Origin of the sequence: Nonomuraea sp. NPDC049714, from assembly GCF_044465295.1 — a bacterium.
Classification (GTDB): Bacteria; Actinomycetota; Actinomycetes; order Streptosporangiales; family Streptosporangiaceae; genus Nonomuraea.
The window spans coordinates 375,927-388,600 of sequence record NZ_JBITLM010000003.1; the positions used below are offsets into that span (position 1 = coordinate 375,927).

Here is a 12,674-nt window from a genome sequence, read left to right on the forward strand (position 1 = left end):
TCCCTGGTCAATGCCTGTTCGGCATGATCTAGACGCCTATGTCAACCCGCCTGCCGCAGGCGGCGTCCTCTACGTCGAGGGGCCGCCGAACCTGCGGGGAGGGAATTCGTGGCTGGATGGCCGACCGTCGAACGCGCCGACGAGCTGGAGCTCGTCAAGGCGCTGCGCCGCGCCGACACCGGCGCCCCTGACAGGTTGTACGGCGCGTACGCCGAGCGGCTGTTCGACTACGCCTCCTCGCTGCTCGGTGACCGGGACCGCGCGGCCGACTGCGTGCACGACGCCCTGGTCACCGCTCAGGGATGCGTCGACCGCCTGAAGGACGCGGGCAGGCTGCGCGCCTGGCTGTACGCGTTGACCAGGTTCCAGGCGATGGCCCGGCTGGGACACCGCGGCCAGGACCGGACACCGCCGCCGGCGATCGAGGACCCGGAGGATCCGGAGCTGGCCGAGCTGGTACGCGAGACGCTGGGTGAGCTGAGCAGGAACGCGCGCGAGGTGCTGGAGCTGTCCCTGCGCCACGGGCTGACGGCCTCGGAGGTGGGCTCGGTGCTGGGGCTCACCTCTCGGCAGGTCGCCGCCCGGCTGGGCCGGGCACGCGACACCCTGGAGAACGCCGCGGCCGCCGTGGTGCTGGCGAGGACGCAACGAGCGCACTGCCCGGACCTGTCGGCGATGGTGGACTCCTGGGAGGGGCCGCTGACCCCGCTGCTGCGCCGGCGGCTGTCCGGCCACATCGGCCGCTGCGAGGTGTGCACCGAGCGGCGGCACCGGCAGGTGTCGGCGGGCCGGCTGCTCGGTCTGGTGCCCGTGCCGCTGCCGCCGCTCTCGCTGCGCGGCAAGGTGGTCGGGACCTGCGTGGACCCCGGACTCGACCAGACCCGCACGCTGATCACCGACCGCGGCGACAGCTTCGACCGCACCGGTTTCCCCGTCGCGCACGAGGACCGCTCGCGACGCCAGGGCCGGCGCGGGCTCGCTCCGGTGGTGCTGGCCGGCGCGTGCGTGCTCGCGGGGACGAGCGTGCTGATCGTGCTGAACGCCGGCGAAACCGCCACGAGCGCGCTGCACGTACCGCCGAGCTCCCTCCCCACCGAGGACGAGGACTACGCCTTCCAGAGCCCCGAAGGCACGCCGAGCACCGAGCCGGTCGCCACGCCCACGCCCACGCCCTCACCCTCGGGCGGCGAGCCCACCGGCGCGACGCCGAGCAGGCGGGCCGCCGTCACCGGCGCGACCACCCGGCCACCGGCCGTGCCCACGCCCACCCGCCGGCGAGCGGCGCCCGCGGCCCGGCTCTCCGTCGACTGCCCGGCCGGGATCGAGGACGCCGCCGAGGTGGGCCTGAAGGCCCGCAACGCCGCCGTCACCTGGAGCGCCGGCACGTCGAGCGGCCTCAACGTGTCTCCCGCGACCGGCTCGATCAAGGCGGGCGGCTCGGTGGTGGTCTTGGTCACAGTGGACGACCCCGGCGCCGCCGGCAGCGGCACGATCTCGTTCACCTCGAACGGGGGCGGCGCCACCTGCTCGCTGTCGTGGCCCGGCGACGATCCGCGGCCGCAGACCCCGCCGTCCGAGGAGCCGCTCCCGGACCTGGAGCCGACCGGGACACCCCGTGCTTCCTCGGAGAGCACGCCGGTTGAGAGCGCCGCGGACACGGCCAGAGACATGACCGGAGACGGTGTCCGAGAGGACGCCGGCACCGAGTCGTTGCACGCCACCGACGGGCATTGATCACCATCGGATCGGCAAGCGCCGGTAGATAATGATTTACACGACAAAGGGGTAGGTATCGGGCCCCGGGTCGCTACCTCTGCGACAAGTAGGGCATCCTGGGGTGCTTGGGAATGATGTCGGGGACCGGAACCTCTTTTCCATGTGTTGAACGCCACATGGAAAAATCTGCCTACCGGTAAACCAGATGACGCATCCAAGCGTCGGCGTTGACGTACACGCGCGAGGATTGATCCCATGAATGCGATCGATCGTCGCTTCGTCCAGCGGGAACGGGAGAGAGACAGTAGATGCTCAAGCACCGCAGAGCGCTCACGTGGCTGCTCGCGCTCGCCTGCATCGCGGGAGCGGTGATCGCGCTCGTCGACATCGACACGCCACTGCGACCACTGCTGATCTCCCTGTTCCTGCTCGTGGTTCCCGGGGCGGCGGTCGTGGGACTGTTGCGTGATCGTGATCCGCTTGCAGCACTATCTGTAGGAGCCGCGGCAAGTCTCGTCATCAACGTGCTGCTCGCCCAGGCCATGCTGCTCTTCAACGCGTGGTCGCCTCGGGCCGGCGTGGCGACGGTCGCCGTGCTCGGAGGATTCATGTACGTGCTTCGGGTGCTGTACCGGGGGAAGAACATGCAGACCGAACAGGGGGCCAGGGCAAGGTGAAGATCAACGTCATCCGCCCAGGAGAGCTCGGCGCTTCTGAGCGAGCCCGATGGCGGGAGCTTCAGAAGGCCGATCCCAGCCTGGACAACCCGTTCCTGTCGGTGGAGTTCGCCATCGCGATGGACCGTCTGCGCGACTATGTGAGAGTGGCCGTCATTCAGGACGGAAACCGCATAGTCGGCTTTCTTCCGTACGAACGGCACAGCTTCGGCATCGGCAAGCCGCTCGGCGGCTTCCTCACCACCTGCCACGGATTGATCGCGGTCCCGGATCTGAAGATCGACGCGCGGGTCCTCCTTCGGGCCTGCAAACTCACCGTCTTCGACTTCGATCACCTGGTCGCCGGCCAGCCGACGTTCGCGCCCTTCGAGAGCGACGTCCGCCCCGCGCCGGTGATGGACTTCACGCTCGGTTTCGACGCCTGGCTCGACCAGGTCAAGACCAACTCCCCGAAGAACCTGAAGACCGTGCGCTACAAGGAGCGCAAGCTCGGCAGGGAGCATGGTGAGCTCCGCTTCGAATGGTCCTCCGCGGACCCCGAGGTGCTGCGCACGCTGCTCAACTGGAAATCGGACCAGTATCAGCGGACCGGCCGGGTCGACCGGTTCGCGCAGCCGTGGATCGTCGAGCTCATCGACCTCATGCACGCCGAGCGGTCGCCCGACTTCTCCGGCGTGCTCACCATGCTCTACTCGGGTGACGTGCCGGTCGCGGGCCATTTCGGACTGAGCACCGCCACCACCCTCGTCGGCTGGTTCCCGGCCTACGACACCGAGTTCGCCAAGTACTCCCCCGGCATCGTCCACCACATGCAGATGGCCGAGGCCGCCGCCGCGAGCGGCCTGCACATGGTCGACATGGGCAAGGGCGGCAAGGAGTACAAGGACTGGCTCAAGAGCGGAGTCCTCTACGTCGCCGAAGGACGCGTCTCCCGACCGTCTCCCGCGGCGGCCGTTCACTGGATGGGCCGGACTCCTTTCAACAAGGCCCGAACAATTGTCATGGACCGACCGTCTCTCTATAGGGCGGCCGATCGCGTGCTGAAGGGTTTCGGCCGAGTACGCCGCTCCATGCAGCAGGACAACGCAGTCGCCAAGGATCCGACGGGGGCGGGCTGAGCCCGTCTCCGCCCCGGCACCAAGGCAGCACGGCACCACAAGCACCACGGCAGCACAGCACCGAAGCAGCACAGCACCAGCACAGCCCTCACCTCAGGACCCACCCGATGCACCGCTCGCCTCATCAGCCATTCCCTCAGCACCAGGGAGTCGCTGACCACACGGTGCATCGGGAGGTCTCGGAAGGATCAACCTCGCTATGAGTCCCGAGATCACGAAGTACAACGGCAAGACACAGATCAAGCCGCTGCGCTCCATGCCCCCTATCGAGCGGTTCACCCCGGTCACACCTCACCTGGCCATCTCTCCGACGGTGAGCGTCGTGGTGCCCGCGATGAACGAGGCGGAAAACCTGCCTCACGTGTTCGCCACCCTGCCTCAGTGGCTCGACGAGATCGTGCTCGTGGACGGCAACTCCGTCGACGACACGGTGGCCGTCGCCCGCCGCCTCCGGCCCAACATCAAGGTCGTCACCCAGACCGGCAAGGGCAAGGGCGACGCCCTGGCCGCCGGTTTCGCCGCGTGCACCGGCGACATCATCGTGATGATCGACGCCGACGGCTCGACCGACGGCCACGAGATCATCTCGTTCGTCGGCGCGCTGGTGACGGGCGCCGACTTCGTCAAGGGCTCGCGCTACGCCGCGGGCGGCGGCAGCGATGACCTGACGTTCAACCGCCGCTTCGGCAACAAGGTCCTCACCGGCATCGTCAACACGATGTACGGCACCCAGTACACCGACCTGTGCTACGGCTACAACGCCTTCTGGGCCCGCCACCTCGACGTGCTCGACGTCGACTGTGACGGCTTCGAGGTGGAGACCCTGCTGAACATCAGGGCCGCCAAGGCCGGGCTGCGGGTGCACGAGGTGCCGAGCCACGAGCGCAACCGCATCCACGGCGAGAGCAACCTGCACGTGGTCCGCGACGGCCTGCGGGTGCTCAGGACCATCCTGCGCGAGTGGCGCCGCCAGCCCACTCTCTCGCAGCCCGAGCCCGCCGCGACACCGGCCGCTGACCGGGGCGTCGCGTAGGTCGTCCGAGTCGCTCGAAGGAATCGTTGTGAACACGTCTGTTGTCATCTGCGTCTACACCGAGGACCGGTGGGAGGACATCAGGCAAGCCGTGGAGTCGGTCGAGCGCCAAACGCGCCGGCCGTACGAGCTGATCCTGGTGGTCGACCACAATCCGGACCTGCACCTGAAGCTCAAGCGTGAGTATCCCGACGTGATCGTCGTGGAGAACACGCACGAGCAGGGGCTGTCCGGCGGCAAGAACACCGGCGTGGCCACGGCCACCGGTGACATCGTCGCGTTCCTCGACGACGACGCGGTCGCCGACGCTGGGTGGCTGGAGGCTTTGGAGGAGGGCTTCCAGGATCCCGGTGTCGTCGGAGTGGGCGGTCGCACCGAGCCGATCTGGGCGTCGAAGCGCAGGCCGCGCTGGTTCCCGTACGAGTTCGACTGGACGGTCGGCTGCACCTACCGGGGCATGCCCGAGGTGCGGGCGCCGATCCGCAACGTCATGGGAGGCAACGCGGCCTTCCTGCGCGAGGTGGTGTCCGAGGTGGGCGGGTTCCACAGCGGCATCGGCCGCAGCGTGCAGGGCCGTAAGAGCAGGCCGCTGGGCTGCGAGGAGACGGAGTTCTGCATCAGGCTGAGCCAGCGCAGGCCCGGCTCGGTCATGCTGTTCGAGCCACGGGCGCTCATCGGGCACAAGGTGTCCGGGCAGCGGGAGACGTTCGGTTACTTCCGCTCCCGCTGCTACGCGGAGGGGCTGTCGAAGGCCCTGGTCACGCAGGAGGTCGGCACCCAGGACGGGCTGTCCAGCGAGCGGGCGCACGCGCTCAAGACGCTGCCGCTCGGCGCGCTGCGCGGTGCCGGCGAGGCGCTCAAGGGCGACGTGGGCGGGCTCGGCAGGGCCGGCGCGATCGTGGTGGGGCTGGCCTGGACGGCCTGGGGGTATCTCGTGGGTTCGGTACGACTGAAAGTGGTGCGGTCATGATCCGGGTGCCGATCCTGATGTACCACTCGGTCAACGACAAGCCCAACGAGGAGACCAAACCCCATTCGGTACGGCCGTCCGACCTGGCCGAGCAGCTCGCCTACCTGAAGGAGAGCGGCTTCACCCCGCTGACCCTGGGCGATCTGGTGGCCTCGTTCAACAACAACAACGGCCGGGTCCTGCCCGACAAGCCCATCGTGCTGACCTTCGACGACGGCTACGCCGACTTCCACAGCCAGGCGCTGCCGCTGCTGGAGCGCTACGCCTTCCCCGCCACGGTCTTCCTGACCAGCGGCTGGGTGTCCGACGCGGGCAAGGACGCGGCGGGCCGGCCGCTGGACGACATGCTGTCCTGGACCCAGGCCCGCGAGGCCGCCGGGGCCGGCATCGAGATCGGCGGCCACAGCCACAGCCACCCGCAGCTCGACCAGCTCCCCAGCGAGGAGCTCCGCCAGGAGCTGCGCCGCAACAAGGCCCTGCTGGAGGACAAGATCGGCGCACCGGTCGCCACCATGGCCTACCCCTTCGGCTACAGCAGCGCCCGTGTCCGGCGTGAGGTGCGCAAGGCCGGCTACTTCGCCGCCTGCGCCGTGGCCAACTCGATCGCCGCCGACAAGCACGACATGCTCGCCATCCCGCGGCTGACGATCTCCACGCACACCACCACCGCCATGTTCAGGCGCGCGGTCGAAGGCACCGGTGTGCCCCTCATCTATCTGCGCGAGCGCATCCTGACCAAGGGGTACGCGGTCGTCCGGCGAACACGGTACGGACTGCAACGGGTCCGCGGAAATGTCTAGCCTCTGGCAGAAACTGCTCCGCGACCTCCGCAATCCACTGTTCAGGAACGGCTACGCGTTGATGGCCAACACCGGCATCACCGCTGTTCTCGGCATGGGCTACTGGCTGCTCGCCGCGCACTACTTCTCCGAGGAGGAGTTCGGCCGCGGGCAGGCGGTGATCGTGCTGATGCGGCTGTTCGCGTCGCTGACCGCGCTGGGGCTGGTGGGCGCGCTGGCGCGCTTCCTGCCGGTGGCGGGCCGCCGCACCCCGGAGCTCATCCTGCGGGGGTACGGCATAGCCGCCGCCACCGGTGTGACCGCGGCCGTCGGCTTCTTGCTGACCCTGCCGCTGTGGGGTGAGACGTACTCCGTGCTGGCGGGGTGGGGGCCCGGCCTGTTCTTCCTCGCCGCGGTGGCGGTCTGGGCCGTCTTCACCCTCCAGGACGTGGCGCTGACCGGGCTGCGCCAGGCGACCTGGGTGCCGCTCAACAGCGTGGTGTTCGGCCTGGTCAAGATGGGGCTGCTGGTGGCCCTGGCCGGCGCGCTGCCCAACGGCGGGATCTTCGTCTCTTGGATCGTTCCCACGGCCGTCGCGCTGATCCCGATCAACTGGCTGATCTTCGGCGTCGTGGTGCCCCGGCACGTCAGGCAGACCACCGACATCGGGCAGAACCCTCCCGGGCTGCGCGAGGTCGGCAGGTTCCTGGCAGGCGACTTCCCGGGCGCCCTGTCGGTGCTGGCGATCGTCTACCTGGTGCCCGTGGTCGTCGCCACACAGGTGGGCGAGGCCACCTTCGGGCGCTTCTCGATGGCCCACACGCTGGGCTGCATGATCGAGGTGCTGGCGATCAACATGGCCGTGTCGCTGACCGTCGAGGGCTCCTTCGACCGGTCCCGGCTGGCCGCCAACTGCCGCCACGCGCTGCGGCGGGCGATGCTGATCATCGTGCCGATCGTCGTGGTGGTGATCATCGGCGCGCCGCTCATCCTGCAGATCTTCGGGTCGAAGTTCGCCGACGAGGGGACCATGCTGCTGCGGCTCATGGCGCTCGCCGTGCTGCCACGGGTGCTCATCGAGGTCTACCTGAGCGCGCTCCGGGCGCAGAGCCGGGCGAACACGCTCGCGCTGGTCCAGATCGGGCTGGCGTCGCTCGTGCTGGCGTCTATCTTGGTCCTTTTCCCGTTCACGAACGTGAACGCGGTGGGATACGGAATGCTGCTCAGCGAGACCGTGGTGGCACTTTTGATCTTCGGAAAGCTACGTAAAATTCTCAAATATGGCGAAACTACGCGAACGGAAGTCGCTCAGGGGTCGCCCGGGGCCGCATGATGGTCAACGTGAGGCAACGGGACGGCGATGGTATGACAGCGGGGACCGGCTCTTCCGGCGTACGGGGGGACGCGGGAGAGGAGTCAGAGGTGCCATTCGATCCGGAAGCGACGGGGATCATCCCCCGGCTGGATCTCGAATCCGCCAAGGAGGCCCCACCGTCGGGCCCCACCAAGACGCCGCCTGACTCGCCCGAGCCTGAGCCCGAGCCTGAGCCCGAGCCTGAGCCCGAGAACGGCTCGAAGGCCGAAGCCGGGGCGGACTCCAGTGCCACCATGACCTTTCGCATCCCCGAGTCCGCGGCCGTGCGCATCGGCGGTCCGCCGACGCTCGAAGAGGCGGAGGAGGAGGCGGAGGAGGGGGCGGCCAGGCCCGCCCCCGCCGACGAGCAGGCCAAGGAGACCCGGCCCGCCCTCCCCCGCCCGGACACCGGCAAGCGGCCCGCCCGCAAGCAGGCCACGCCCGGTGACGGCGTTGCGGGTGGTGACGCCGAGGAAGTGACCGCCATCCAGCCCACCCCGGTCGCATCCCCGGGCGAGGCGGACCAGGACGCTCCCACGGCGGATGCCACCGATGACACCGACGTGCCGCCGAAGCCCTCAAGCGGCCCGGCCCCCAAGGCCGGCGCCAGGCCCCACGCTCCCCCGTCATCACCGGCCCCAGCTTCCCCAAGCGCCGCAGAAGCCCCGAAGCCCGGCGCAGGCCAGCAAGGCCCCCGAAAGCCTGACATGACCCCGCAGAGCGCCTCAGGCGACGACCCTGAGGCCACCACGGCACTGCGAAGCACCACAGGCGACACCAAGACCGGCGCACCACCAAAGAGCGCCACGGGCGACACCAAGACCGACACGTTGCCCAAGAGCGCCTCGGCGGGCTCGGCGGGCTCGGCGGGCTCGGGCTCGGCGGGCTCGGCGGGCTCGGCGGCGGGAGTTTCGCCGCGTGGCGAGGATTCCCCTCCGGCGCGTGCGGGCGGCTCTCTGGGCGCTGCTTCTGAGGTCGACGGCGCGTCGTCGAAGTCGTCCGGCGCTGAGTCACCCGCGGCCGACACCGACCCTGCGGGCCTCGGTACGGCTCCGGCGTCCCCCGGGACGAAGCCCACCGAGCCGGGCACGATGCCGGCCGGGCCGCAGACGCCGCCGATCGGACCGGGCGTGCAGCCGGCAGGGCCGATCGGGCCGATCGGGGCGGACGCGATGCCGTCCGTGCCTGGTGGGGCCGGGTCGGCGGCCGGTGGGCGTACGCAGGTGCGGGAGCCCGCCGCGCGGGCGCAGGCGCCGGCGGTGGGGTTCATGGGGAAGGTCACGGCGCTGATCGCCAGTGCGCCCAAGTGGCTGCCGCTGGTGCTGGTGCTGGAAGGCCTGGTCATGTACGTGCTGGCCCTCAAGGTCAGCCCGGGGCCGCTGCGCGGGGTCGATCCGGCCGACATCAACGGCCTGGGCCTGATCGCGGCCCTGCCCACGAGCGCGTTCGTCGCGATCCTGATCATGCTGGTGTCGTTCTTCGTCACGGTCGCGCAGAGCACGGACCGCAAGTTCCTGCTGCTGTTCCAGATCGCCGCGATCACCTTCGCGTTGCACGGCGCCGGTGCGCTGGTGGCCGAGGAGCCCCGGTTCCCGACCGCGTACATCCACGCCGGTTTCGTGGAGTTCATCGGCAGGACCGGCGAGACGGCGATCAACATCGACGCCCGGATGGGCTGGCCCGGCTTCTTCGCACTGTTCGCGTTCGTGACGAAGGCGGCGGGGATCACCGACCTGACGCCGATCCTGAACTGGACGCCGCTGCTGTCCAACCTGCTCTATCTACTGCCGTTCGTGCTGATCCTGCGTCAGGTGGTGGCCACCACGCGGGCGCGCTGGTTCGCGGCGTTGCTGTTCGTGCTGGTGCAGTGGATCGGCCAGGACTACTTCTCGTCGCAGGGCTTCACCTTCGCCCTCTATCTGGCGTTCGTGGCGATCCTGTTGCGATGGTTCGGGCGGGTGGAGCCGCGAAAGAAGCCCATCGCGCCGAAGGGGCTGCGCAGGCTGCTGGGCCGGCTGGACGCGATGACGCCGGGCGAGCTGGCCAACACCGGCATGTACCGCGCCGACAAGCTGCTCATGCTGATGTTGATGGTCGCCCTGTTCGTCGCGGCGACGGCCTCGCACCAGATCACCCCGTTCATGATGCTCGGGGTGATGACCGCGTTCCTGATCGTGAAGCGGACCTCGCTGACGTGGGCGCTGCCGTTCTCCCTGGGCATGGTGGTGCTGACCTGGATCAGCTATCAGGCCGTCGGCTTCTGGGCGGGCCAGATCGAGGCCATCTTCGGCGGTTTGGGCAAGATCCTGACGAACCTGCAGACCAACACCGGTGACCGCATCGAGGGGACGGACCCGCTGCACGCGCTGGTGCTGCAGGCGCGGCTCGGCATCCTCATGGTGATTCTCACGCTGGCGGCGGTGGGCCTGTTCCGGCGGATGCGGCGCGGGGTGTTCGACCGGGCCGCGCTGATCCTGCTCTGCGTACCGGTGCTGGCGCTGGGGCTGCAGAGTTACGGCGGCGAGATCGGGCTGCGGATCTACATGTTCGCGCTGCCCGGAGCCTGTTTGCTGGCGGCGTTCGCGTTCTTCCCGAACCTGCCGGCGGACAGCACCGACGTGCGGGAGGAGACCGTTCCGATCCGCAAGCGGAACGTGCGCTTCAACCCGGAGCTGACCAAGAAGGTGTCGCTCGTGCTGGCGGCCTGCTTCGCGGTGGCGTTCTCGATGGCCTTCCTCGTCGCCCGCTACGGCAACGAGAAGTTCGAGCGGGTGACCGCCGGCGAGGTCGCCGCCATGCACTACGTGTACGAGCACGACAAGCCGAGCGCCCGGGTGGTCTACCTGACGTCGCAGCTGGGCCCGGAGGTCACACCGACGCTGCCGTGGGGCGAGAGGGACATCGAGCTGGTCAACTTCGCCGGGCAGGCGCTGGTGCACAAGGACCCGACGATCGTCAAGGACGTGGTGGAGCGGCTGAAGCCCGGACCGGAGAGCCCGCGCAACACCTATCTGGTCGTGAACCGGGGACAGGTCAACTTCCTGCAGCTCAACGAGAACTTCCCGGAGGGCTGGGGGGAGAAGTTCCGGGCCGCGCTGGACGCCACGCCTCAGCTGAAGAAGGTCTACGGCAACGAGGACGCGGCCCTCTACACCTGGGGGTCGTTCGTCAGAGGGACGGAGACTCCGGATCCGCAGCCGTACCAGACGCCCGGCGACCCGAGCTCGCCGTGGACGCCGGTCGGCATCGTGGCGCTGATCGTGATGTGGGTGACCCTGTTCGGTTACGAGGTCATCCGGCTCAACGGGGCGAAGCGGGCGCCGCGGGCCCGCAGGTGGCTGCTGTTCATCGGCATCCCGGCCTTCGTGGTGGCCGTCGGAGTGATCGCCGAGCGGTTCGTCTACATCGCCGCGGGCGCCTGAACCGTCCCGATCGTACGGCGAAGGTCCCCTGTCAATCCGTGACAGGGGACCTTCGCCGTCCAGAGAGGGCCGTCAGGCCGTCCAAGGAGGCCGTCGGGCTGTCCAGAGGAGGCCGTCAGGTCGCGCTCCGGCCGCTCCACTGGATTTCGTACGGTTTGAGCGTCACCTGCTTGCCGTCGACCGTGGCGGTCAGGGCGGCGTCGGTGGTGTTGACCATGACCATCTGGCGGGCCTGCGCAAGCACCTTGACCCGCTGGTCGGAGACCTCGACCTGCTCGATCGGCACGCCGGCGGGGAACCACTTGGTGAAGCCGCTCAGCAGCCCCGCCATCGGCAGCTCGGCGCCGCTTCCGCCGTCCCACAGGCAGCCGGCGCAGGGGCCAGGGTTCTTGGTCTGGGGGCTCCAGTAGAGGGCCGTGGTCACCCCGGTCCTGGCGAACTCCATGAGCGTGGCGGCCTGCACGGCCATGCGCTTGTCCTCGGTCCAGCCCGAGCTCTCCGGCTCGACATACCACTCGGCCCACCAGACCGGCATGTTGCCGCTCTTCTCCTTGAGCCAGGCGGTGATGGCGCTGAACTTGGCCGTGGCGGCGAAGTCGTCGGGGATGTTGCCCTTGTCCTTCGTCAGGGTCGCGCCGTCGACCACGATGAAGTCGGCGCCCTTCTTGTGCTCGATCCAGTACTCGATCGCGTCGAGGGTCCGCTGGTCGATCGTGCCGTAGGTGCCGGACAGCTCGGAGGGCGGGCCGCTCTGGTAGCTGTCGATGGGCACGTACGGGCCGCCGACCTGGATCTCCGGGTCCACCTTCTTCAGCGCGTCGTAGACCTTGTTGTAGAGCTCTGTGTAGCCTTCGGCGTCCCAGCGGTTGGTGGTCGGGTTCCAGAAGCCCTTGAACTCGTTCCACACCATGTAGTGCTTGACCGTCGGGTACTGCTTGGCGACCTTGACCGCGAGCTTGGCGTAGTCGTCGAAGTGCTCCGGGTCGGGGGCGACCGTGTGGTTCTTGCTCCAGTCGGTGTAGCCCGCCCTGCCGCCCTTCATCCAGTCGGGCGCGCAGCACAGCGTGATGATCGGCAGCGCCCGCGACGACGCCATGAACTCCAGCCGCCGGTTGAGGTCACGGAAGTTGTACTGGCCCTGGCTGGGCTCGGGGTTGCCGGCGCCCCAGCCCATGATGTGCTGGTTCTGCAGCATCGGCACCCGGCCGAGGATCCCCTCGGCGGCCTCCCGTACCTGCTCGGCGGCGTTGTCAGCGCTGTACTGGGTGTGCGTGACACCCCAGCGGGGCCAGTCGTCGACCGGGGGCGGCGGCTCCAGGCTGGGCGCGGGCTCGCTGGGCGCGGGCTTGGCCACCTCGCCGCCGCTGAACTCGCCGCTGGACTCGGGCCTGGACGCAGATCTCATGCTCGCGTACAACATGATGCCCGCCACGAGCAGGACGGCGAGGACACCGGCCCCTACGGCGATCGGCCAAGGCGACCGCCTGCGGGCATGTCGGCCGTCCGTCGGAATCACGGAATCCACCCCTCACGCGACGTTCAAAAGGCCGGGCGAGATCGCCCGGCCCATATAACCGTATAGGCACTACTTGAGCGCCACTTGCG

At 69.0% G+C, this 12,674-nt stretch carries 9 protein-coding genes; 8 read left to right on the forward strand and 1 reads right to left on the reverse strand.

Annotation, left to right across the window (positions count from 1 at the left end):
- Positions 1-108 precede the first annotated feature (108 nt).
- From ACIBQX_RS15030 to ACIBQX_RS15065, 8 genes are all read left to right on the forward strand, one after another.
- Positions 109-1,734, forward strand: a complete 1,626-nt coding sequence (locus tag ACIBQX_RS15030) for a sigma-70 family RNA polymerase sigma factor (protein ID WP_397004577.1) — start codon at positions 109-111, stop codon at positions 1,732-1,734.
- 290 nt (positions 1,735-2,024) lie between these two features.
- Positions 2,025-2,393, forward strand: coding sequence for a hypothetical protein (locus tag ACIBQX_RS15035; protein WP_397004579.1), 369 nt, complete (start codon positions 2,025-2,027; stop codon positions 2,391-2,393).
- Entirely contained in the window at positions 2,390-3,511 is a 1,122-nt protein-coding gene (locus tag ACIBQX_RS15040; RefSeq protein WP_397004581.1) for a GNAT family N-acetyltransferase, read from the forward strand. The genes ACIBQX_RS15035 and ACIBQX_RS15040 overlap by 4 nt, the downstream gene beginning before the upstream one ends.
- Positions 3,512-3,710: 199 nt before the next feature.
- Positions 3,711-4,544, forward strand: coding sequence for a glycosyltransferase family 2 protein (locus tag ACIBQX_RS15045; RefSeq protein ID WP_397004583.1), 834 nt, complete (start codon positions 3,711-3,713; stop codon positions 4,542-4,544).
- 28 nt (positions 4,545-4,572) lie between these two features.
- Complete coding sequence (locus tag ACIBQX_RS15050; RefSeq protein WP_397004585.1) at positions 4,573-5,514, forward strand: glycosyltransferase family 2 protein; 942 nt, start codon at positions 4,573-4,575, stop codon at positions 5,512-5,514.
- Entirely contained in the window at positions 5,511-6,314 is an 804-nt protein-coding gene (locus ACIBQX_RS15055; RefSeq protein ID WP_397004587.1) for a polysaccharide deacetylase family protein, read from the forward strand. The genes ACIBQX_RS15050 and ACIBQX_RS15055 overlap by 4 nt, the downstream gene beginning before the upstream one ends.
- Positions 6,307-7,626 carry a lipopolysaccharide biosynthesis protein gene (locus tag ACIBQX_RS15060; RefSeq protein WP_397004589.1) on the forward strand — a complete coding sequence of 440 codons (1,320 nt, stop codon included), beginning with the start codon at positions 6,307-6,309 and terminating at the stop codon, positions 7,624-7,626. The genes ACIBQX_RS15055 and ACIBQX_RS15060 overlap by 8 nt, the downstream gene beginning before the upstream one ends.
- A gap of 89 nt (positions 7,627-7,715) precedes the next feature.
- Entirely contained in the window at positions 7,716-11,069 is a 3,354-nt protein-coding gene (locus ACIBQX_RS15065) for a hypothetical protein (protein WP_397004591.1), read from the forward strand.
- A gap of 115 nt (positions 11,070-11,184) precedes the next feature.
- Here the strand turns inward: ACIBQX_RS15065 and ACIBQX_RS15070 are convergent, their stop codons facing one another.
- The gene (locus ACIBQX_RS15070; RefSeq protein WP_397004593.1) at positions 11,185-12,474 is read right to left on the reverse strand and encodes a xylan 1,4-beta-xylosidase; all 1,290 of its coding nucleotides are present in this window, start codon (positions 12,472-12,474) and stop codon (positions 11,185-11,187) included.
- Positions 12,475-12,674: the final 200 nt, after the last annotated feature.